The sequence below is a fragment of the Faecalicatena orotica genome (assembly GCF_905197545.1).
Taxonomy (GTDB): domain Bacteria; phylum Bacillota; class Clostridia; order Lachnospirales; family Lachnospiraceae; genus Faecalicatena_A; species Faecalicatena_A orotica.
In genome coordinates this window covers 61,115-85,384 of record NZ_CAJJZH010000007.1, presented here as the reverse complement: position 1 = coordinate 85,384, position 24,270 = coordinate 61,115, and the positions used below count along the sequence as shown (strand labels likewise).

Below are 24,270 nucleotides of genomic sequence, written 5' to 3'. Positions count from 1 at the left end.
ACAATCATATATTTCTTTCATATGGTATGTTTTCTTACGATATATTTGTATTATTTTTGGATAAGGTGGGATATTTTTCGAATTAAGTTGGATATTTTATGATCCCCAAAATACACAGCGCCCTAATAAAAATCCACCAGATGCCATCTTACAGCTCTGGTGGATTCTTATCTTCATATTAAGTTCATCTGACACCTATTCTTTCAACACAGGCATGTCTCTAGTCTTTCCTGCACAGGAATATCCTCTTTCCGGTTCTCCAGCGTATATAGCAGCTCTTCGTATTCCGCTTCAGGCATTGGCCTGTAGAACACATATCCCTGAATCATGTCACAATTAACGCTCCTTAAAAATTCTACCTGCTCCATTGTCTCAATGCCTTCTGCTACAGTCACAACACCGAACTGGCGGACCAGTTTTATGATTCCCTCGACAAGCAGCCTGTCCTTTTCTTTTGTGGTAATATTCGGGAAAAACATGGCATCAATCTTCAGGACATCTATATTCAGATTTTGTATTGTACTGAGGGAAGAATATCCTTTTCCAAAATCATCTATAGAACAGGAAAATCCTGCCTTGTGCAGATCCTCGACGATTCCGCTCAGTACGTCCCAGTTATCAAACAGGATGGTCTCTGTGAACTCAATTTCCAGCAGCCCTTCAGGTATCCTGTATTTGTCACGGATTTCTGCGTAAGCCTTAACAAAATCACTGTTATAAAACTGAAGACGGGAAACATTTACAGACACAGGCAGTGCCTCTCTCCCCGTATCCAGCAGATGTCTGAGCCATCTGCACACTTCTTCGAAAACATATCTGTCCAGAAGTGGTATCGTATAATTCTTTTCAAAAACAGGAATAAAATCCGCAGGGGATATGATAGTGCCATCTGGCTTCTGCCAGCGGACAAGCGCTTCTGAGCAGACTACTCTGTTGGATGAAAGCTTGACCTTGGGCTGGTAGTATACTTTGAACTCTTTCTGTTCAAGTGCTGTATCCATACTGCTTTCAATGGATTTCTCCTGATAAAGCTTTCTCCGGATGCTCTCATTATAGAATCGGTATTTGTCAAACTTCCCTGTCTTTACTGTTTTCCGTGCAAAGTTGGCCCGGTCCATGAGGCCTTCAATCTTCAGGTCTTCTATAACATCTTCGACACAGCATAACCCGCAGCACACAGAGAGTGCATGTTTCTCGGTTGATTGACGCATATACTCTGTAACCCTTGTATCAACTTCTTTTTGTCTCTCCAGTAATTCTTTCTTTGAGTCATAGTATCTCAGAATCACAAAATTATCCGCATTAACACGGCAGAAAACTTCATCACTCCTCATATCTTTCTGTATAATATTCGCGTACTCCTTCAGTATCCGGTCTCCCCACGCATATCCAAACAAATCATTAATATACTTGAAATCTGCAAAGTCAACATAAAATACCGCATATTTTTTATCGTGGTTTTTGTCCAACAGCTTTTGGGCAACTTCTTTAAATTTCACTACAGTATATGCATTTGTCAGAATATCTCTTCCGGCCTTATCTTCCAATGTTTTATTCGCACTTTCAAGATTCAGTATCTTTCTTATATTAGACCAAAATAAGAAAAGCCAGACCACAATAATACATGCAATAAGGACAATCGTCATTCCCAGCAGATTCCTGATTTGGTCAGATGAAAATGCTTCTGCCGCAAATACAGTATCATTGGCCAATGCAAAATACGATTCACTATCCTTTAGCAGTTCATCTTTTTCAGAATGATCTTCCCGATATGTATAAATATCTTCTTTCAGTTCTTCCCAACGTTCCTCCAACTGACCCAGACATTCCTGATATTCTTCATCATCCGGAAGGATTAAATCATACTTTCCCTCTCCATCCCTTAAATTCTCCTGAATATCATCCAGATACGTTATCAGTTCGTCACTTGGTTCATTGTTCAGTTCAAGCTTCACCAGACGCTGTGTTGCTCCCCGTACAATACCAACATAGTTTATCAATCGCCCGTAAGACTGGGTACTGTATACAGAATGAAAAACAGAGCAGACTAAAAGTGCCATTCCAAGGAAAAAACCAAGGAGGGCATACTGCCATTTCTTTTTCATATTGATTTCCCGATGGCTTTCTGACATTCATTCAGCAATTGTCTGAAAGACCATTCCTTTCTTTATTCCGAACATAATTTTCTGAAAATAGTATACCATGTTTCAAAGGAAAATACTACTATAAGTAGCTCTAAAGCAATTATTTGCATAACATAAAAATCACGTTCTGGTAAAGAGCATATATTTAACTGGTACATTAAAAAACCGCAATTCCTGATTACTCAAGAATTGCGGTTTTAATTATACTGATTGATTGTAAATCAACGATTATTCGATGATCTTAGCAACCTTTCCTGATCCAACTGTACGTCCACCTTCACGGATAGCGAATCCAAGACCCTCTTCCATAGCTACTGGGTGAATCAGTTCGATTGTCATTTCTACGTTATCTCCAGGCATGCACATTTCAACTCCGTCCGGCAGATCGCAAACACCTGTTACGTCTGTTGTTCTGAAGTAGAACTGAGGTCTGTAGTTGTTGAAGAATGGTGTATGACGTCCACCTTCATCTTTTGTCAGAACGTATACCTGAGCTGTAAATTTCTTGTGGCATTTAACTGTACCTGGTTTGATCAGAACCTGTCCTCTTTCGATTTCAGTTCTCTGAACACCACGAAGCAGAGCTCCGATGTTGTCACCAGCCTGAGCTTCGTCAAGCAGTTTACGGAACATTTCGATTCCTGTTACAACAGTCTTCTTAACGTCTTCATGGATACCAATGATTTCAACTTCATCAGATACGTGAAGTGTTCCACGCTCTACTCTACCTGTAGCAACTGTACCACGTCCTGTGATAGAGAATACGTCCTCTACAGGCATCAGGAATGGCTTATCTGTATCACGCTGTGGGTCTGGAATCCAGCTGTCAACAGCGTCCATAAGTTCCATGATCTTGTCTCCCCACTCTGATGAAGGATCTTCCAGAGCTTTCAGAGCTGATCCCTGGATAACCGGAGTATCATCTCCTGGGAATTCATACTCGCTTAAGAGTTCACGAATTTCCATTTCTACTAATTCAAGCAGCTCTTCATCGTCTACCATGTCACATTTGTTCATGAATACTACGATGTAAGGTACACCAACCTGACGTGACAGAAGGATGTGCTCTTTTGTCTGAGCCATAACTCCGTCAGTAGCAGCTACAACAAGGATAGCTCCGTCCATCTGAGCAGCACCTGTGATCATGTTCTTTACATAGTCAGCATGTCCTGGGCAGTCAACGTGTGCATAATGACGTTTCTCTGTCTCGTACTCAACGTGAGCTGTAGAGATTGTGATACCACGCTCTCTCTCTTCTGGAGCTTTATCAATGTTTTCGAAATCTACTGCTGCGTTTCCGGCAACTCTTTCAGAAAGTGTTTTTGTGATAGCAGCTGTTAATGTTGTTTTACCATGGTCAACGTGTCCGATGGTACCAATATTAGCATGTGGTTTGTTTCTTTCAAATTTAGCTTTTGCCATTTTGAATAATCCTCCTTAATATATAGCCTGATTACAGGCATTTTATTGGTTTACGCTTTTACTCGGCTAATTCTGATTATATTTCATAATCACAGCTTTTTCAAGCCTTTTTATGAGATTTAACCATTTTATTTATGCCTCTTTATTAGACAATACTTTTTCCTGTACAGACTTCGGTACCGGCTCATAGCTCTCGAAGAACATTGAGTAGTTACCACGTCCCTGTGTCTTGGAACGTAAGTCTGTTGAATAACCGAACATCTCTGACAACGGAACGTACGCACGTACGATCTTACCGCCGCCTAAGTCATCCATACCTTCGATACGTCCACGGCGTGAATTGATATCTCCAATAACGTCTCCCATATATTCTTCAGGCATTGTTACCTCAACCTTCATAATAGGTTCAAGAAGCACTGGTGAAGATTTCTTCATAGCGTCCTTGAATGCCAGAGATCCTGCAATATGGAATGCCATTTCACTGGAATCGACTTCATGGTATGATCCGTCATATACTGTAGCATGAACACCAACAACCGGGAATCCACCCAGAACACCGGCTTTCATTGCCTCTTCGATACCTTCACCTACTGCCGGAATGTATTCCTTCGGAATAGCACCGCCGACTACAGCTGTATCAAATTTGTATACTTCCTCACCATTCACATCCATTGGTTCGAATTTAACTTTACAGTGTCCGTACTGTCCACGTCCACCGGACTGTTTAGCGTACTTGCTGTCTACATCAACAGGTTTTGTGAAGGACTCTTTGTAAGCAACCTGAGGTGCACCTACATTAGCCTCTACCTTGAATTCACGTAAAAGTCTGTCTACGATGATTTCCAGATGGAGCTCACCCATACCTGCGATGATTGTCTGTCCTGTTTCTTTATCTGTGTGTGCACGGAACGTAGGATCTTCTTCTGCAAGTTTTGCAAGAGACTCACCTAATTTACCCTGGGAAGCCTTAGTCTTAGGCTCGATAGCGAGCTCAATAACAGGCTCTGGGAATTCCATGGACTCCAGAATAACCGGATGCTGTTCATCACAGATTGTATCACCTGTTGTTGTGAACTTAAATCCGATTGCTGCCGCGATATCTCCGGCATATACTTTATCCAGCTCTGCCCTCTTGTTGGCATGCATCTGAAGGATACGTCCAACACGTTCTTTTTTGCCTTTTGTTGCATTCAGCACGTAAGAACCTGAGTTGATAGAACCTGAATATACTCTGAAGTAAGCAAGCTTACCTACAAACGGGTCTGTCATGATCTTAAATGCAAGAGCGGAAAATGGCTCTGCATCGGATGAATGTCTTACGACATTGTTTCCTTCATCATCCACACCTTCGATCGGAGGGATATCTGTCGGAGCAGGCATATATTCGATAACTGCATCCAATAATTTCTGAACACCTTTGTTTCTGTATGCAGTACCGCAGCATACCGGTACAGCTGTACACTCGCATGTTCCTTTTCTCAAAGCAGCTTTGAGTGCTTCTACAGATGGTTCTTCACCTTCCAGGTATTCCATCATCAGATCGTCATCTAATTCACAGATCTTTTCAACTAATTCAGTATGATAAAGCTCTGCATCGTCTTTCATTTCTTCCGGAATATCTGTAATAGAAATGTCTTCGCCCTTTTCATCATTATAGATGTAAGCCTGCATCTCCATCAGGTCGATGATTCCTTTGAATTCATCTTCTTTACCGATCGGCAGCTGAAGACAAATTGCATTCTTACCAAGTCTTGTCTTGATCTGTTCTACAGCATTGTAGAAATCAGCACCCAGGATGTCCATCTTGTTGATGAACGCCATTCTTGGTACATTGTATGTGTCTGCCTGACGCCATACGTTTTCTGACTGCGGCTCAACTCCACCTTTAGCACAGAATACACCTACAGCACCATCCAGTACACGAAGTGAACGTTCAACCTCTACAGTAAAGTCAACGTGTCCTGGTGTATCGATGATGTTTATACGATGTTCCAGAGCACCCGGCTTTGGCTGAGTCTTCTCTTCCAAAGTCCAGTGACATGTTGTAGCGGCTGAAGTGATTGTGATACCTCTTTCCTGTTCCTGCTCCATCCAGTCCATCGTAGCAGTACCTTCATGAGTATCACCAATCTTATAGTTTACACCAGTATAATAGAGGATACGCTCTGTCAATGTTGTCTTACCAGCATCAATATGAGCCATAATACCAATATTTCTGGTTCTCTCTAATGGATATTCTCTTTCAGCCAAGATTTTTTCCTCCTAATTAAAAGCGGTAGTGAGCAAATGCTTTATTTGCTTCTGCCATCTTGTGCATATCTTCTTTCTTCTTCACTGATGCACCAGTGTTATTAGCTGCATCCATGATTTCATTAGCAAGTCTTTCTTCCATTGTTTTCTCGCCTCTTTTACGAGAATACATTGTCAGCCAGCGAAGTGCAAGCGCCTGTCTTCTGTCTGCCCTTACTTCGATAGGTACCTGATAAGTTGCTCCACCGATACGTCTTGCCTTAACCTCGAGTACAGGCATGATGTTGTTCATGCATTCCTCAAATACCTCGATAGCTGGCTTATCAGCCTTTGCTTCAACTCTTTCGAATGCTCCGTATACAATCTTCTGTGCTACACCTTTCTTACCATCTAACATGATGTTATTGATAAGTTTGGTAACAACTTTATTGTTGTATATTGGATCCGCTAATACATCTCTTTTTTGAGTATGTCCTTTACGTGGCACGGTCCTTCCCTCCTTAATCATTATTTCCGGTCTTCTCCGGGATTAATTCATCGGTACTCACATGTGTCTTTCTATGGAAATCGCGCTTCATGTGCTCGTGGCCGCGAGACTTTTAATATCTTAAATCCGCAACCTGTACTTATTGAACCGTGGAGATCCAACAAGGTACGATAATCATAGTTCTGTTTGTGATACGATATTTAACTGTTTAGTTACAAATTGCTAAGTTTTCAAGTCCTATTTTTTAGCGTCTTTAGGTCTCTTAGCGCCGTATTTAGAACGAGCCTGTCTTCTCTTAGCAACACCTGCTGTATCAAGTGTACCTCTGACAATATGGTATCTTGTACCTGGCAGGTCCTTAACTCTTCCTCCGCGGATCAGAACAACGCTATGCTCCTGAAGGTTGTGTCCTTCTCCCGGGATATAGCTTGTTACTTCGATTCCGTTAGAGAGACGAACTCTGGCGATCTTTCTCAGAGCTGAGTTAGGCTTCTTAGGTGTAGCTGTCTTAACAGCTGTACATACACCTCTCTTCTGTGGTGCAGATACATTCGTAGCACGTTTCTGCAGAGAGTTGTATCCTTTCTGAAGTGCCGGTGCTGTTGATTTCTTTTCAGAAGTCTGACGTCCTTTTCTAACTAACTGGTTAAATGTTGGCATTCTTTTTCACCTCCTATGATTCTTTCGTTTCCTCCCGCTTATACGGTGAGGGGTTGCAGATAATCGTAATTATCTTGATTTGCACACAAAAAACTATACGCCTTTGTGCACGCTAAATTAGTTTATTACGTTTTTTCAGGAAAGTCAAGGGCTTTGCTCCGATTTTCGTGAAGTTTTTTAAACTTTGCCTATATTGCCCCCTAAAGACCTAAAACATCCGCGATACTGCACATTTCTTCCAATGAAATATCGATAAATTCATCCAGAGAAAGCCCGGTAAATTCAATTGCTTCCATATAATCCCTGTTCGCCCCCGATGCAAAACGGAGCTCATTGAATCTTTTGTTTACTGATTTGTGCTTTACACTAGTTATCTTCTTGTCCGGATAGATCTGGGCAATCGCTTTCAAAAAGCCGCTCATAGGATCGGCAGCCAGCACCGCATACTGAAGATTTGTATGTGCTTTCACGCCAGAGGCAGGATTGTGAGCACATATAGCATCGAACAATTCCTGATCATTTATTCCTTCTTTTTTCAATATTTCTACGGACGTCGGTCCGTGCACCTCCGGATGTTCCTGCCATTCACACTGTTCCTCGTCCAGATCATGCAGAAGTCCGACAATCCCCCAGCGCTCCTCCTGCTCAGGGGCAAGTCTCTTTGCCAGCCCGCGCATAATTGCTTCCACAGCATAAGAATGCTGAAGATATCTTTCACCCTTCATATATTTCGTAAGAATCTTATATGCTTCTTCTCTGTCCATTATCGCCGCCTCCATGTCAACTTTATCGTTTCTTTTTTTGTTCAAAGGGGTCAGACCCCTTTGCAAAAGTGCCTGACCCCGTATATTTTTAGTATGATTTTCCCCAGTATACCATGTGCTTAGCCGGTTTCCCACAGCAGATGCACACATCTGACAGGTGTTCTTCCTCATCCGGGATACATCTTGAGGATGCCCCGCCTGTCAGTGCTTTGATATCATCCTCGCAGGATTCCTCCCCGCACCACATCGCTTTGATAAATCCGCGGTTATCCTGGAACTTTTCTACCATCTCGTCCATTGTCACTGCAGAATCGATATGGGAATCAAGGAAAGTTTTTGCCTTCTCAAACAGGTCTTTCTGGATTGTCTCCAGAATTTCAGCAAGCTTTGTTGTGATTTCATCCATCGGCACTACAATCTTTTCTCTTGTGTCACGGCGTACTACTACAACCTGGTTGTTCTCAATATCTTTTGGTCCGATCTCGATCCTGGTTGGAATTCCGAGCATCTCCTGCTCACTAAACTTCCATCCCGGACTCTTCTCGGAATCGTCTATCTTTGCACGGTATCCGGCAGCCTTTAATGCTTGAAGCAGTTCGTTTGCTTTGTCCAGCACGCCCTCTTTGTGTTGTGCAATCGGGATCACCCTTGTCTGTACCGGTGCGATTCTCGGAGGAAGTACAAGGCCGCTGTCATCACCATGTACCATGATGATCGCCCCGATGATTCTTGTCGACAACCCCCATGAAGTCTCATAAACACTGTGCAGTTCATTGTTCTTATCTGCATATTTAATATTAAAAGCATCCGGGAATGCATTACCGAAGAAATGGCTGGTTGCTGACTGCAGTGCTTTCCCGTCATGCATCAGCGCTTCTACTGTATAGGTATCCTGCGCACCTGCGAACTTCTCACTCTCTGTCTTGCGTCCACAGATAAGCGGAATCGCCAGATCATCCTGAATGAAGTCTCTGTATACATCACGCATGGTCAGAGTTCTCTGCTCTGCCTCTTCATAGGTCGCATGGATTGTATGTCCTTCCTGCCATAAGAACTCTCTGGAACGCAGGAAAGGTCTCGTCGTCTTCTCCCAGCGGAGCACAGAACACCACTGGTTCCATACCTTCGGCAGGTCCCTGTATGACTGTACCGTCTTGCTCCACAGATCGCAGAATAATGTCTCAGAGGTAGGACGGATACAGAATCTCTCCTGAAGCCTCTCGAGCCCGCCATGTGTTACCCACGCTACTTCCGGTGCAAATCCTTCAATATGATCTGCTTCTTTCTGAAGAAGATTCTCAGGAATCAGGACCGGCAGATATACATTCTCTACCCCGGTATCTTTAAAACGTTTGTCCAGATCTGCCTGAATATTTTCCCAGATTGCATATCCGTTGGGCAGGTAGTTCAGGCATCCTTTTACTCCTGAATAGTCACACAGCTCTGCTTCACGCACCACATCGGTATACCACTGTGCGAAATCTTCATCCCTCGATGTGATTGATTCGACTAATTTCTTTTCCTTTGCCATAATGTGTCTCCTTTTCCATGATCCGAAGCCCTTGCTCCGTTACTTTATGCCTGCGGGAAGAATCCATGTACAGCGAAAAACCGCCGAAACTTCCTTCCCTGCAAAAAAGGGACCGAAAGTCTCGGCGGTACCACCCTAATTAACTGCATCCCCTGACGCAGCTCACTCATATACCGTTAACGCCGGTTCTACGCCGCAGTTTCCCGCGGCAGCTCCCGGGCCGGTTCTATGCGTTCCATACAGGAGATTCCACCATACACTCCCTCTCTGTTATACTTCTGCGCATATACTTTTCCCGTTCATCGCTAATTATACATGTGATTTTACTTGATAAAAAATAAATTGTCAAGACTGGTTAATTTATCCCTGTACCTGTAGTAACTTCTGTTTCAGTTCACCCTCGAGACGCTGCATTTCTCTTTCTGCTTCCTGTCTCTTCTGGCGGCCTTCCTGCTGAATGTGCATAACTTCATCTAATGTAGAAATCAGCGACTCATTGGTAATCTTCAGTGTCTCGATATCCACGATGCCTCTCTCCGACTCTTTCGCAGTTTCAATTGTGGCCATTTTCAGTTTCTCTGCATTCTTTCTGAGCAGCTCATTAGTCATGTCGGTCACTTCACGCTGCGCTGCCGCTGCCTGTGCAGAATGTTCAACTCCAAGCGCAAGCACCATCTGGCTCTTCCAGAGCGGGATGGTATTCACAATCGTAGACTGGATCTTCTCTACCATCAGCGTATCGTTCCCCTGCACAAGCCGGATCTGTGGGGCCGTCTGGATCGAAATCGTGCGTGTCAGTTCCAGATCGTGTATCTTCTTTTCAAACCTGTTGCACATAGAATCCAGATCTTTTGCCGCCTGTGCATCCTCCGGCAGCCCTGAAGACTGTGCCTTATTAAGCAGTTCCGGAAGCGTGGTAGAACGGATTTCATTCAGTTTCTTCTTTCCAGCCAGCACATACATGGAAAGTTCCTTGAAATATGTCAGGTTGACCGCATACATCTTATCCAGAATCGCGATGTCCTTCATCAGCTGTACCTGATGGTTTTCAAGAACCTTGCAGATCTGGTTGATGTTGACCTCTGCCTTGGCATACTTCGCTTTCATCGCTGAAATCTTATTGGCCGGCTTCTTAAAGATACCAAGGAATCCCTTCTCCTCTTCTTCATCGAAATCTTTCAGCTGCCTTACCACACCGGACAGCAGGTCACCGATCTCCCCTAAGTCTTTCGTCTTTACATTTTCTAGGGCATTTTCCGAGAAATCAGCCATCTTTTTCTGTGTTCCTGCCCCGTACTGCAGAATCACAGCCGAGTTCGTCAGATCGATCTGGCTGGCAAAAGCATCCACAGCACGCTTTTCCTCCTCTGACAGGAGACTGTCATCAAGTGCGGGCTCCTCCTTCTCAGGAACCGGGGCCGGGGCCTGTTTCTCCTCCTGAAAAGGTTCCAGCGTTAATGTAGGGGTTGTCGCAAATCCTTCAAATTCATTACTCATATTTTCTCCTCCGTTGAGCAAGTATGCTGTTTAAAAATCATTTTTTGTCAGTCCTTCCTGTGCAAGCATCGTATTCAGCACAGAAATATCGGCCGCCACATCCCAGGCTGTATCCTGAAACAGGCTGTCAAGCAGCTTTTCAAAAGCTACATTTAATGTATCCAGTGTCTTTTCTATTTCGTTCTTGGATGAAAGGATATTCTCACCCTGTACCGGCATTGCATCCAGTTCTTCATAGGCTTCGAGAAGTTTTACAGTCGTTGGAAGATAATATTCCATAAGCCGTCTGATATCCGTTATGTTCTCCGGGTTCTGCTCAACCCTGTCAAAGATCCTGTCTACCAGCACCTCCATGCGTGAAATCTTAGCAGATATCTCTTCTCCCGGAATAGCATCATTACTTTCATGAATCTTCTTAATATATTCATCACCGGTACGGATAATCTCCTGCACCTGCGGGTCCAGATTCTTATGTTCCTGAGCCTGCTTTTCTCTGTTCAGCTTCTCTTCCAGTTTCTGCTTTTCCATGCGCTGCATCAGTTCATTATACTGTGTAAATGCATCATTACTCACAATGAGGCATGTCTTCTGGCTGTCCAGATGCCCCTGTCTGAACCAGCCTTTACGGATCATCTTCTGTATATCTTTCACAACATATTTATTAGATTTCCTCAGACGGCCGGCCAGTTCCTTTATCTCACAGTACTCTTTATCGCCAAGCGTGCTTAAGTAGAGCCTGTACCGCTTTACTCTGCCTAACAAGGCTGTACCGATTCCGGCCAGAATTCCTCCGCCAAACATCATAATACCGGTAATGACCGAAAATGCCAGAATTCCCGTGGGCACTACCTCTGTCGTAACAATTATGCCGATTATTAAAAACGCCAGAATCAGAAACATCGCAACCCCCAGCGTATATCCCGTCACCGTCATCGCAATACCGCCGGCCTTCGCCCCCGATGTCTTCACAAAGAGCCCCGGATGCTTCTGCAGTGCAGCCAGTCCCTCTTCGGCGCTGTTCCTTCTGCTCTGCCGCACTTCCTGACGCTGGTACCGCTGGTTCTGATAACTCTGTCCCTGATAACCATATCCGTTAAAACCAGCATTCGGCCCCGGACCTGTATTGCCTTCCTTATAAACATTTTCTCCCCGAAACGCACCGCTGCCCCCGAACGGAGACGGTCCCGCCTGCCTGTTATACCGGTAAGCATCCCTGTTCACACGTCTGTTGTTCCTATAGGACTGTTTCTGAAAACTCTGGGCAGTCTTATCCACAGCATCCCCTACATTATGCAAACCTTTCCCCAGATTATTCATCGCGCTGTTAACCGTATTCGTAATCGTCTGGTTCAAACGGTCAAAATTCTGTGCATCGATCGCCTCCTGCACAGTTCTGCTTATATCTTCACCAAATTTCTCCCAATCTTGATTCGCCATATCTTCACCTATGCCTCACTTTACAGGATTTCTGTAAAATATATTCCATATCGCTTTCATCTTAATAGGCGCCAGTGCCGGCTGCCGGCACCACCTTATTCAAGTATAATAGAATTGCTCTGAAAAATCAATGCGCCTGAGCAAATCACCTCACCAGAATATATGTGAAAAATCCTGCATAGAACAGAAGGAACATCAGGCCCTCCAGTTTGGAGAGTCCCTTTCTGCTCACAGCACATATATAAACAAGGATGCTTGCCACAATTAATATGATTGTATCCTGCACGGCGAGAGCATTGATCGTAATTGGAGTAATTGATGCCGACATCCCCAGAATCAGGAGTATATTAAATATATTTGATCCCACAACATTGCCGAGTGCAAGATCATTTTCCCCCTTCTTCGCCGCTACCATCGAGGTTACCAGCTCCGGAAGGGATGTTCCTAATGCAACAATAGACAGGCCGATAAATGTCTGGCTGAGACCGAAACTTGCTGCAATCTCTGACGCACTGTCTACCACAAAATCTCCTCCGATAATGATTCCGGCAATTCCAACCACAATGTAAACCGCACTACGCACCGGTGTCAGAGATTCATACTCTTCCTCAGGTTCCCCTGAGGCAGCAATCTTCCTGCGTGAATGCAGTGCATCAATCACCGCTGCTATAACAAACCCGACAAATAAAACAAGCAGAATCACCCCGGATATTCTTGACAGTATATATTCCTTATTCTCTCCGCCTGACATAATGCCCTGAAAATCGAATCCTGTCATCATCAGCAGAAGAATCGCCGTTATCACAATGGAAAATGGAAACTCGCGCTTCAAGATAGACCACTTCACCTGAATCGGCCGCACAAGTGCACTCGCCCCGAGAACTACCAGAAGGTTAAATATATTGGAGCCAATCACGTTGCTCACTGCCAGTTCATTCTTCCCCATCAGCGCGGCTGTCACGCTGACAGATGCCTCCGGCATGCTTGTCCCAAAGGCAACCACCGTAAGTCCGATTACAATAGAAGGAACCTTAAGAAGTTTTGCCACGCTGGAGCTTCCATCCACAAAAAAATCTGCTCCTTTGATAAGCAGGAAAAAACCTATAATCAATAATAAATATGTTATCATACTTGACCTCGCTTTTTATTTATACGATAATCAGTGTAGTCAGATTTTTCAGAAAAGTCAAGGATATCAAACCAAAGGAGCGAACTTATGACACCCGAGATTATATTTGAAGATCAGGATTTGATCGTCTGTATCAAGCCGGCCGGCACTGCCACCCAAAGCAGCATGATGCAGGCACCTGATATGGTAAGTATATTAAAAAACTATATTTATAAAAATTCCCCGGGTAAGCAGCAGCCGTATCTCGCGGTCATACACCGGCTGGACCAGCCGGTAGAGGGGCTGCTTGTATTTGCCAAGACACCCGCTGCCGCAAAAAACCTCAGCCGGCAGTTGACACAATCCGGTTTCGGAAAGCATTACCGGGCGATACTTACCGGAACACCCGTATCCCTTGAAGGTGATCTCACTAATTACCTTGTTAAGGATGCCAGAACGAATTCTTCCCGCGTGTGCACAGCCGACACCCCTGGTGCAAAAAAGGCATTGCTGCATTACAAAATACTGGAGTCAAAACCTCCGTACTCGCTGGCCGAAATCACTCTGGAAACAGGACGCCACCACCAGATCCGGGTGCAGATGTCCCATCTTGGCTGCCCCATTGCCGGTGACCGGAAATATGGCGTCACTCCCGCGAAAGATCCCAGAGAAGACGGCAGTCCGCGGAGTTATGATACTCTCCAGTTGTATGCCTGCCGTCTTACATTCCGTCATCCGCGTACCGGAAAAGAACTGGATTTCAGGCTGGACAAACTTCGCCGCCTATAGATAGAATGAATCTAGTTTCACAGGGTGCACTTTCTATAAAGCAAAAAAACAGGCCGCCGCAAACTCTATGAGCCGCTGCAGCCTGTTTATTCATTCTTCTTACATTTCCCCAAGCACTACTTCAGGTTCTTCTTCAACCGCCTCAGTATACTTCTCTAAGATGATCTTCTGGATCCGCTCTCTTGTGCCAGAGTTGATCGGGTGCGCGATGTCACGGTATTCACCGTCAAGAGCTTTCTTGCTCGGCATTGCGATAAACAGTCCTTTCTCGCCCTCGATTACCTTAATGTCATGAACTACAAATTCATCATCAATCGTAATCGAAACAACCGCTTTCAACTTACCTTCCTTTGCTACTTTGCGCACACGCACATCTGTGATTTGCATAATGTTCAAGTCTCCTTTCTCCGCCTGCATCGGTCCATTATCGAGCATCAGGCTCAATAAGTATAACCTTTATAATGCATACCGCTCGTTTTTCTCAACTACCACTTTCACACCATTCTCACCAACATGTCTCGTGTTTGCCCTTATCGTATCCCGACTCTCAACAACACAATTCTCGATGTAAGTATTGTCCCCAAGATATACGTCGTTCAGGATAATGGAATTCTTGATTACGCAGTTATTACCTACAAATACCTTTTTAAATATAACGGAATTCTCAACCGTTCCATTAATAATACTTCCACTTCCAACAAGGCTGTTCTTAACAACCGCCCCCGGATTGTACTTCGCCGGCGGAAGGTCACTCACCTTGGAGTTGACCGGCGGAAGTTCTTTGAAGAAGTAATTACGAACTTCAGGTCTCAGGAAATCCATATTCGTCTGGTAATATGCGTCCACTGTTGAGATGTTACTCCAGTAGCTGTTTATCTTATAACCGTATATTTTCTTCAGATTCTTATAGCGAATCAGAATATCGGTTACAAAATCATGTCTTTCCTCTTCTGCACAGTGCTCGATGAGGTCAATAAGCTGTCTTCTTCTAATCACATAAATACCCGTGGAAATCGTCTGTGAATGAGCCACCATCGGCTTTTCTTCAAACTCTTCAATTCTTGCGGATTCATTCATGCGGACGGTGCCAAAGCGAGTGGCATCCTCACCAGGAGCCAGTTCCTTGCATACAACTGTGATGTCCGCCTTCTTGGCGATATGGTACTCAAGCACCTTATTATAATCCAGCTTGTACACTGCATCCCCCGATGTAATGATGACATATGGCTCGTGGCATCTCTTGAGGAAATCCAGGTTCTGATAGATTGCATCAGCAGTTCCCCGGTACCAGTATCCATTCTCCGCCGTAATCGTCGGAGTGAATACATATAATCCGCCCTGTTTTCTTCCGAAATCCCACCACTTGGATGAGTTCAGATGTTCATTCAAAGATCTTGCATTGTACTGTGTGAGAACGGCAACTTTCTGTATATGGGAATTTGCCATGTTACTCAGCGCAAAATCAATTGCCCTGTAGCTTCCAGCCACCGGCATCGCTGCCACTGCGCGTCTGGAAGTCAGTTCCTGCATCTTTCTGTTATTTCCGCCTGCTAAGATAATACCTACTGCTCTCATATACGATCACCTGCCTTTATTAATGTCTCACCACTTGCAAGCACTCCATCGCTGTAATCTTCTATGGATGTAACACCACTAATGGCGGTATTCTTCCCAATCTGCACTCCTGAAGGTATTTTTGAATTCTCCCCAATGGTCGCAAGTCCGCCGCTGTAAACACCCGGCTTCTCTTTATTCGGGACTTCACTTCCAATACCGATCACGACATCATTTCCAATCACGGTTCCTTCAGCGATGATTGCTTTCTCAATCACACAATTGTCACCGACTGTTACGTCTCTCATGAGAATCGAATCTTTGATCACACTGCCCTTACCAACGGTCACACCGCCTCCAAGCACAGAATTATGAACTTCTCCGTAGATCTCCGAACCGTTGCTGATGATACACCTGTCAACTACAGACTGTTCTGATATATACTGTGGTGGTAGATTGGCGCTGTTGGTATATATCTTCCAAAACTCTTCATATAAATTAAATTCCGGAATAATATCAATCAGTTCCATGTTCGCTTCCCAATATGAGCTGAGAGTTCCGACATCCTTCCAGTAGCCATTATACTCGTAAGCAAACATCCTCTTGTCATTCTCATGGCAGTATGGGATGATGTGCTTACCAAAATCACAGTTCGGTTGCTCTGAAAGCCTGATCAGTGCATCTTTCAGAACCGGCCAGCTGAATATGTAGATTCCCATAGACGCCAGATTGCTGCTCGGCTTCTCAGGCTTCTCCTCAAACTCCCTGATGCGGCTCTCCTCATCTGTAACGACAATACCAAAACGGCTTGCTTCTTCCATCGGAACCGGCATTGCTGCAATTGTAACATCAGCCTTGTTCGCTTTATGGAAATCAAGCATTACCTCATAATCCATCTTGTAAATGTGGTCCCCTGAAAGGATCAGGACATAATCAGGATTGTATGTCTCCATGTAATCCAGATTCTGATAAATCGCATTTGCAGTACCTGTATACCACTCACTGCTTGTACTCTTCTCGTAAGGCGGAAGAATTGTCACCCCTCCGACATTACGGTCCAGATCCCACGGAATTCCAATTCCGATATGGGTATTCAACCTTAAAGGCTGGTACTGTGTCAATACACCTACAGTATCTACGCCTGAATTAATACAGTTACTCAATGGAAAATCAATAATACGGTACTTACCGCCAAATGCTACGGCCGGCTTGGCCACTTTTGCAGTAAGAACTCCCAGTCGACTGCCTTGTCCACCTGCCAGCAGCATAGCAATCATTTCCTTCTTAATCATGTCGTCACCTCATTTCTAGTTAGTTGTACCCATTATAGCACACTTTTCTCTTCCGCGCACAATTTTTACAATTTTTTAGCGGAACTCAATGCCTTTTTGTTAATCCTGCACAAAAAGAACATCTTTAAATTTTCCCCATATATAGTATAATATAAAAAGTAGTTATTGTTTATGACTAATTTATAGAATTTTTATTTAGGAAGGAATGCGTTTATGTATAAAATTGATTTCAATAAGCCGATTCATATCCATTTTATAGGGATTGGCGGCATCAGTATGAGTGGTCTTGCAGAGATTCTCATGAAGGAGAATTTTACAGTATCTGGATCAGATTCCAGAAAGTCACCACTAACTGAGCAGCTTGAGAAGAAGGGCGCCCAGATTTTTTACGGACAGAAGGCAGAGAATATCATCGAAGGTATCGACTGCGTTGTATATACCGCCGCTATTAACCGCGACAATGCCGAGCTGATAGAAGCTGTTGCTAAGAAAATACCGATGCTTACCCGTGCTGAACTTTTAGGGCAGCTGATGAAGAATTATAAGAATGCCATCGCCGTATCCGGCACCCACGGAAAGACTACAACAACTTCTATGATCTCTCATATTCTTCTTGAAGGGGATATGGACCCGACTATTTCCGTCGGCGGAATCCTTCAGGCAATCGGCGGCAACATCCGCGTAGGCAGCTCCGAGACTTTTATCACAGAAGCCTGTGAATATACGAACAGTTTTCTGGATTTTTACCCTAAAATCAGTATCATTCTTAATATAGAGGAAGACCATCTGGATTTCTTCAAGGACCTTGAGGATATCCGCCATTCCTTCCACCAGTTTGCATCACTGCTGCCTGAAGACGGCACCCTGATCATCAACGCGGATATCCAGAACTATCAGGAAATCTGCGACGGGCTCGGCTGTAATATCATCACCTATGGAAGTTCACCGGATGCAGACTACAGCGCAGCCAATATCGGCTATGATGATAAAGGAAGGGTATCCTTCGATCTTGTAAGGAAAGGAGTCCTGTCCGAACACATCGTCCTCTCCGTCACCGGTGACCACAATGTCTCCAATGCGCTGGCCTCCATCGCCGCTGCCGAACTGCTCAGGCTTTCTATGGATACGATTCTTAAGGGGCTGCTCTCCTTCTCAGGAACGGACCGCCGCTTTGAATATAAGGGCACTTTAAACGGTGTAACAATCGTGGATGACTATGCGCACCACCCGACAGAGATCACCGCCACCTTAAAGGCGGCGCACCACTATCCGCACAAGAAGCTCTGGTGTGTATTTCAACCGCACACTTACACGAGGACAAAAGCATTCTTTCATGAATTTGCCGAAGCGCTTTCCCATGCAGACCATGTCGTCCTCGCGGATATTTATGCAGCAAGGGAAACAGATACGCTCGGCATCTCTTCCAGCCATCTGGCAGAAGAATTGAAGGCACTCGGGACAGATGCATACTACTTTCCAAGCTTCGGGGAGATTGAAAACTTCCTAAAAGCGAACTGTGTTTCAGGTGACTTGTTGATAACTATGGGAGCCGGAGACGTTGTAAATATAGGGGAAGATCTTTTAAAATAGAACTTATCCACACTTTCCCCACATAGTTATCTACAAAAAACCTTGTTTTTCCCACGAAAAAGTGCTTTTTACTGCCGCAATTAGGTGCTATAATACCTGTACGCATTGAGAGAGTTAAGTACGAAAACCAAAGGGTAGGGGAAATAAGATGAAGACATTGACTTTGAAAAATAAATTTCAGACAAACGCAACCTTAGTTACAAACGATTTTATCGACAATTACATGATCAACGCAAACGGTGAGTTTGTCAAAGTATATTTATTTCTGCTGAGGCATCTGGATGATCCGTGTTCCAATCTCACGATATCCATGATTGCCGACTGCCTGAACAACACGGAGAACGATATATTAAGAGCTTTCAGATACTGGGAATCTGAAGGACTTTTAACTGTTGATAAAGACGGTGAAGGAAGAATTACCGGGCTTGAACTGGAGCAGACGCCTTCCATTACATCCAGGAAAGTGACTGCCCCAAAGGTTCCGGCTGTCAATGAGAAGCCTGTCTTAAGAGAGGTCAAGCCTCTGGCTTCCGCCGCACCTGCTCTTGCAGCTGTCCCGGAACCAGTTATGGCCTTTGAACCGGCTGACGTATCTGATCCTGTCCCTGTTTTTGAGACAGTCGCCGTGCCGGAACCAGTTTCCGCACCTAAGGCAGTCCAGAAGTCAAAGGCGATTCCGCTGACTTCATTTAAAGCCCAGAAGGAACTGAAGTCCCTGCTCTTTATCGCAGAACAGTATCTAGGCAAGACACTGTCCCGGACCGATGTGGATGCCATTACATATTTTTATGAGACGCTCGGCATGTCTGCTGATTTGATCGAATACCTGATCGAATCCTGTGTCGAGAACGGACATAAAAGTATCCACTACATTCAGAAGGTAGCCCTTTCCTGGTCTGACAGCGGTGTTACCACGATAGACCAGGCACGCCGGCAGTCTGCCAATTACAGCAAAAGCAGCTATACCGTGCTGAATGCATTTGGAATCAAGAACAGGGGGCCGGCTGCTGCAGAGCTTACTTTTATCAGGAAGTGGACCGAAGAACTCGGTTTCTCCCTTGATATCATCCAGGAAGCCTGCAACCGCACAATCGCCGCTACTCACCAGCCCAGCTTTGAGTATGCCGATACCATCCTCTGTAAATGGTACGAAAGCCAGATACGCCATCTAAAAGATATTGCCGTTTTAGACGCCGCTTATCAGAAAGAAAAAGCCGCCAGAACAACTGTCCAGAATAGGCAGAAGCCAGTCTCAAAGAACATGAACAATTTCGAAAGACGCTCCTATGACATGGATTCTCTGGAGGAACAACTATTAAACAGTAATTAAAGTAGCTGTTCACAATTCTGGGCAGTTACTATTAGAAGGAGTATAATTGTGGGACTCAAACCATCACAATACCAGGCTATCATGCGTGATTATGAACAGCGCCAGCTGAAGAACCATGATATTCTGACCAGACATTATGAAGAAGTCTATAAACAGCTGCCGGAATTTAAATCTTTAGATGATTCCATCTCCATACTTTCCGTCCAATACGGGCGCAAGCTGCTGAACGGAGATGATAAGGCGGTGGACTCATTAAAGGAAGAACTCGCCATCTTGAGGAGCAGTAAGAAAGAGCTTCTCCGGTCAGGTGGATTTCCGGATGATTATCTGGATCCGGTTTATGACTGCAAAGACTGTAAAGATACCGGATATATTGATAATAAAAAGTGTCACTGTTTTAAAAAGGCTGTCATAGGTATTCTCTACGAACAGTCTAATCTGAACCAGATACTGGAGCAGGAAAACTTCAATACATTTTCACTGGATTATTATTCTGATAATTATATAGACAAAAAGACAGGGCGTTCTTCCAGACAGACTATGCAGGATGCCCTGAAAGTGTGTCATGATTTCGTAGATAATTTCGGGGTGGGAACCTCGAATCTGTTCCTGTATGGAGACGTAGGAGTAGGCAAGACATTCCTCTCCAACTGCATTGCAAAGGAATTAATGGACCGGGAATTTTCCGTCCTCTACTTCTCCGCATCGAAATTTTTTTCAATTTTAGCTAAAAATACATTTGACAAAAACAATATTGATGCGCAAAATATGTATGAATACATCTTTGACTGTGATTTACTGATTATAGACGATCTCGGAACAGAATTTACGAATACGTTTGTAGCTTCGCAGTTTTTTACCTGTATTAATGAACGGCTTTTAAGCCGCAAATCCACTATCATATCAACCAATCTGTCATTAGACACGCTGGCCGATTTATATACGGAGCGTTCCTTCTCAAGGATTACAAGTAATTACACAATGCTCAAGCTGATTGGTGATGATATCAGAATCAAAAAGAAATTAAAAATCAGGGAGGACCACTCATGTTACACCGAACAGAAAGAAATTTAGAGAATATTCCAGTAGGCGCATTAGGCCTGATTCCAGTTACAGGATGCGAAGAGCTTGGCGATAAAGTCAACGACTATCTTGTAAAATGGAGAAAAGAAAGCGCTATTGTGCATAAAGACGACGTTGCCTTTTCCGGATACGAAAAAGACACCTATATCATTGATACGAAAGTGCCGAGATTCGGTTCGGGCGAAGCTAAAGGTATTATCGCTGAATCAGTGCGGGGAAAAGATCTCTATCTCATGGTCGATGTTTGCAACTACAGTGTCACATATTCCCTGACAGGCAATATTAATCACATGTCACCGGATGACCATTTCCAGAACTTAAAGCGTATCATCGCAGCAATCGGTGGGAAGGGCCGCCGCATCAATGTCATCATGCCGTTCTTATACGAAAGCCGCCAGCATAAGCGCAATGGCAGGGAGTCCCTCGACTGTGCACTGGCCCTTCAGGAACTTGTCCGCATGGGCGTTGACAATATCCTTACATTTGACGCGCACGACCCGAGAGTCCAGAACGCCATCCCTCTGAATGGATTCGAGACTGTCCCGTCTTCTTACCAGTTCATCAAAGGTCTGCTCCGTAAAGAGAAGGATCTTCAGATTGACAGTGAACACATGATGATCATCAGCCCTGACGAAGGCGGCACAAACCGTGCCATTTACCTCGCCAACGTGCTCGGCCTCGACATGGGAATGTTCTACAAACGCCGCGATTATACAAGGATTGTAAACGGACGCAATCCTATTGTGGCACATGAATTCCTCGGAAGTTCTGTCGAAGGAAAAGACGTCATCATTATCGATGATATGATTTCCTCCGGGGACAGCATCATCGAGGTTGCAACCGAGTTAAAACGCAGAAAAGCAAACCGTATCTTTGCTGCCGCTACGTTTGGTCTGTTTACGAACGGTATGGAGAAGTTTGACAGGGCTTACGAAGAAGGGCTTCTGACCGGAATCCTGACAACAAACCTGATCTACCAGACACCGGAATTGTTGTCCAAGCCTTATTATATCAACTGCGATATGAGCAAGTATATCGCGCTCCTTATTGACACACTGAACCATGACGGTTCGATCAGTACTTTGCTGAACCCGAATGAAAGAATACAGCATGTGCTTAAGAAATATCACAATGGGGAAGAAATATAAACGTTACTGTCCAGACCGTGCCATGTACCCTGCTTTAGTATCTTTGCAGGAATGCACTGTCATGACATAATCTAAGAGCGGCATCAGGTATGAAATATTCGCCTGATGCCGCTCTTTTCATTTTTTATCTTAGAAAATACTGCCGCTGGCATGCTTTTTTAGAGCAGGCCCCCTATAGAAAGGAACAACGGTGCAAACACCAGTGACACGATTGTCATGAGTTTGATCAGAATATTGATGGATGGTCCTGACGTATCTTTGAAAGGATCTCCGACTGTATCGCCGACAACCGCCGCCTTATGGGCCTCGCTTCCTTTTCCGCCGTGGTGGCCGACTTCGATGTATTTCTTTGCGTTATCCCATGCACCACCTGAATTGGACATGAAAATCGCCATGAGGACACCCGTTACCAGTGCACCCGCCAGCATTCCGCCGAGTGACTGTGGTCCGAGGACAACCCCTACAACCAGTGGCGCCGCTACTGCCATCGCCCCCGGCAGAAGCATCTCCCGCAGTGCTGCTGTCGTGGAGATACCAACACAGGATGTGTAATCCGGCCTTTCCGTCCCCTTCATAATGCCCGGTTTTTCCCGGAACTGACGTCTTACTTCCTCTATCATCTTATAAGCCGCCTTGGACACAGATTCCATTGTAAACGCAGAGAACAAAAATGTCAGCATTCCCCCGATAAACATTCCAATAATGACACGGTAATCCAGAATATCAATCGTATCCAGCTTTACAGCATTTGCATAGGACACAAACAGCGCAAGCGCAGTCAGAGCCGCGGAACCTATGGCAAATCCTTTTCCCATTGCTGCTGTCGTATTCCCAACAGAATCAAGTTTATCCGTGATCTCACGGACAGACTCATCCAGCCCTGACATCTCCGCAATACCTCCGGCATTGTCCGCAATCGGGCCATATGCGTCAACCGCAACCGTAATCCCTGTCGTAGAAAGCATTCCGACTGCCGCCAGAGCAATTCCATACAGGCCGCATGCCTGATAAGCGACAAAGATACCAACGCAGATCAGGAGCAGCGGAACCGCTGTGGACTGCATACCTACTGCTATACCACTTATGATCGTAGTCGCCGCCCCGGTCTCAGACTGTTCACCGATTCTTTTTACAAATTTATAATCTGCAGAAGTATAAACTTCTGTAATAACTCCGATTAACACACCGACAACAAGGCCTGCAATTACAGCAACAGCCCCGCTGAAGCTTTCAAATAAAAGTCTGCTGAATATGAGAGATGCTATCACTACAAGCGCAGCCGATACATAACTCCCTGTCTTCAGCGCCTTGTGCGGACTGGAATTTTCATTTCCCCTGACGAAGAAAGTCGCAATGATGGATGCCAGAAGCCCACATGCAGCAATCACAAGCGGGAAGAGCGCTCCGGAAGCTTCATAGTACACAACGCCCAGAGTCAGGGCTGATACGAGTGAACCCACATATGACTCAAAAAGGTCCGCCCCCATACCTGCAACATCGCCAACATTGTCCCCTACATTATCTGCGATAACCGCCGGGTTACGCGGGTCATCCTCAGGTATTCCGGCCTCTACTTTACCGACCAGATCGGCTCCCACATCGGCAGCCTTCGTATAGATTCCCCCGCCCACACGGGCAAACAACGCTATAGAAGACGCCCCAAGGCTGAAGCCGGATAAAATATCCACATTGCCTGTCAGTATGTACACCATGCTGACTCCCAGTGCACCGAGTCCTGCAACACACATTCCCATAACAGCGCCTCCGGAAAATGCAATAGACAGTGCTTTATTCATTCCACTCTCTTTTGCCGCATTAGCGGTCCTGACATTAGCCTTTGTCGCCACATTCATTCCGAAATATCCTGCCAGTGTAGAGAACAATGCCCCTGCAACAAAGCAGACTGCTGTAACCCAGCTTCCGATCCCGACACCAATCAGTATAAACAGGACAGCTACAAATACAACCAGAATCTTATACTCCGCTGTCAGGAACGCGCGGGCGCCTTCGCTGATTGCACCGGCGATCTCTTTCATTTTGTCGTTTCCGGCATCCTGTCTTCCCACCTTCACAGCCAGATAAACGGCAAAAAGAAGAGTCAGGATTCCTACCGCCGGAACCAGATACATTAACTTTTCCATTTCAATCCTCCTAGTCTATAATCCCTATCCATTGGCACCCGGT

General features: G+C 44.9%; 19 protein-coding genes and 1 other annotated feature. Of the genes, 5 read left to right on the top strand and 14 right to left on the bottom strand.

Going from position 1 to position 24,270, the window contains the following annotated elements; translation table 11 throughout:
- Positions 1-203 precede the first annotated feature (203 nt).
- From ABIN22_RS15245 to ABIN22_RS15200, 10 genes are all read right to left on the bottom strand, one after another.
- Positions 204-2,132, bottom strand: coding sequence for a putative bifunctional diguanylate cyclase/phosphodiesterase (locus ABIN22_RS15245; RefSeq protein ID WP_346909732.1), 1,929 nt, complete (start codon positions 2,130-2,132; stop codon positions 204-206).
- A 240-nt stretch (positions 2,133-2,372) separates the two neighbouring features.
- A complete protein-coding gene (gene tuf / locus ABIN22_RS15240; RefSeq protein WP_109732654.1) occupies positions 2,373-3,566 on the bottom strand; it encodes an elongation factor Tu in 1,194 nt (397 codons plus the stop codon).
- Between the two features lie 132 nt (positions 3,567-3,698).
- Positions 3,699-5,816, bottom strand: coding sequence for an elongation factor G (gene fusA / locus ABIN22_RS15235; protein WP_109732655.1), 2,118 nt, complete (start codon positions 5,814-5,816; stop codon positions 3,699-3,701).
- A gap of 16 nt (positions 5,817-5,832) precedes the next feature.
- On the bottom strand, positions 5,833-6,303 hold the full coding sequence (gene rpsG / locus ABIN22_RS15230; RefSeq protein ID WP_207657870.1) for a 30S ribosomal protein S7: 471 nt from the start codon (positions 6,301-6,303) through the stop codon (positions 5,833-5,835).
- Positions 6,304-6,540: 237 nt separating this feature from the next.
- Entirely contained in the window at positions 6,541-6,963 is a 423-nt protein-coding gene (gene rpsL / locus ABIN22_RS15225) for a 30S ribosomal protein S12 (RefSeq protein ID WP_109732657.1), read from the bottom strand.
- 200 nt (positions 6,964-7,163) lie between these two features.
- Positions 7,164-7,772, bottom strand: a complete 609-nt coding sequence (locus tag ABIN22_RS15220) for an HD domain-containing protein (protein ID WP_346909728.1) — start codon at positions 7,770-7,772, stop codon at positions 7,164-7,166.
- Positions 7,773-7,815: 43 nt separating this feature from the next.
- A complete protein-coding gene (gene proS, locus ABIN22_RS15215) occupies positions 7,816-9,258 on the bottom strand; it encodes a proline--tRNA ligase (RefSeq protein WP_346909726.1) in 1,443 nt (480 codons plus the stop codon).
- Between the two features lie 104 nt (positions 9,259-9,362).
- Positions 9,363-9,570, bottom strand: a binding site (T-box leader).
- 48 nt (positions 9,571-9,618) lie between these two features.
- Entirely contained in the window at positions 9,619-10,755 is a 1,137-nt protein-coding gene (locus ABIN22_RS15210) for a toxic anion resistance protein (protein WP_118620155.1), read from the bottom strand.
- Positions 10,756-10,785: 30 nt separating this feature from the next.
- Positions 10,786-12,192, bottom strand: a complete 1,407-nt coding sequence (locus ABIN22_RS15205; RefSeq protein ID WP_346909724.1) for a 5-bromo-4-chloroindolyl phosphate hydrolysis family protein — start codon at positions 12,190-12,192, stop codon at positions 10,786-10,788.
- A gap of 145 nt (positions 12,193-12,337) precedes the next feature.
- Positions 12,338-13,321 (bottom strand): calcium/sodium antiporter, encoded by a 984-nt coding sequence (locus ABIN22_RS15200; RefSeq protein ID WP_182440664.1) that lies wholly within the window; start codon positions 13,319-13,321, stop codon positions 12,338-12,340.
- Between the two features lie 87 nt (positions 13,322-13,408).
- Here ABIN22_RS15200 and ABIN22_RS15195 point away from each other — a divergent pair, with 87 nt between their 5' ends.
- Entirely contained in the window at positions 13,409-14,089 is a 681-nt protein-coding gene (locus ABIN22_RS15195) for an RluA family pseudouridine synthase (RefSeq protein WP_118620153.1), read from the top strand.
- 99 nt (positions 14,090-14,188) lie between these two features.
- Here the strand turns inward: ABIN22_RS15195 and spoVG are convergent, their stop codons facing one another.
- From spoVG to ABIN22_RS15180, 3 genes are all read right to left on the bottom strand, one after another.
- Entirely contained in the window at positions 14,189-14,476 is a 288-nt protein-coding gene (gene spoVG, locus ABIN22_RS15190) for a septation regulator SpoVG (protein ID WP_109732663.1), read from the bottom strand.
- A 69-nt stretch (positions 14,477-14,545) separates the two neighbouring features.
- Positions 14,546-15,664 (bottom strand): glucose-1-phosphate adenylyltransferase subunit GlgD, encoded by a 1,119-nt coding sequence (gene glgD, locus ABIN22_RS15185; protein ID WP_109732664.1) that lies wholly within the window; start codon positions 15,662-15,664, stop codon positions 14,546-14,548.
- A complete protein-coding gene (locus ABIN22_RS15180) occupies positions 15,661-16,935 on the bottom strand; it encodes a glucose-1-phosphate adenylyltransferase (RefSeq protein WP_109732665.1) in 1,275 nt (424 codons plus the stop codon). Before ABIN22_RS15180 ends, glgD begins: the two co-directional genes overlap by 4 nt.
- Positions 16,936-17,148: 213 nt before the next feature.
- Between ABIN22_RS15180 and murC the strand changes: the two genes are divergently transcribed.
- The 4 genes from murC to ABIN22_RS15160 all read left to right on the top strand — a co-directional run bounded on the left by murC (position 17,149) and on the right by ABIN22_RS15160 (position 22,086).
- Complete coding sequence (gene murC / locus ABIN22_RS15175) at positions 17,149-18,525, top strand: UDP-N-acetylmuramate--L-alanine ligase (protein ID WP_109732666.1); 1,377 nt, start codon at positions 17,149-17,151, stop codon at positions 18,523-18,525.
- Between the two features lie 148 nt (positions 18,526-18,673).
- Complete coding sequence (locus ABIN22_RS15170; protein WP_346909722.1) at positions 18,674-19,855, top strand: DnaD domain protein; 1,182 nt, start codon at positions 18,674-18,676, stop codon at positions 19,853-19,855.
- A gap of 48 nt (positions 19,856-19,903) precedes the next feature.
- A complete protein-coding gene (locus tag ABIN22_RS15165; RefSeq protein ID WP_346909720.1) occupies positions 19,904-20,929 on the top strand; it encodes an ATP-binding protein in 1,026 nt (341 codons plus the stop codon).
- A complete protein-coding gene (locus tag ABIN22_RS15160; protein WP_109732669.1) occupies positions 20,902-22,086 on the top strand; it encodes a ribose-phosphate pyrophosphokinase in 1,185 nt (394 codons plus the stop codon). The genes ABIN22_RS15165 and ABIN22_RS15160 overlap by 28 nt, the downstream gene beginning before the upstream one ends.
- A gap of 158 nt (positions 22,087-22,244) precedes the next feature.
- Here ABIN22_RS15160 and ABIN22_RS15155 read toward each other — a convergent pair whose 3' ends face one another.
- Positions 22,245-24,227: a sodium-translocating pyrophosphatase gene (locus ABIN22_RS15155; protein WP_109732670.1), complete on the bottom strand. Its 1,983-nt coding sequence runs from the start codon at positions 24,225-24,227 to the stop codon at positions 22,245-22,247.
- Positions 24,228-24,270: the final 43 nt, after the last annotated feature.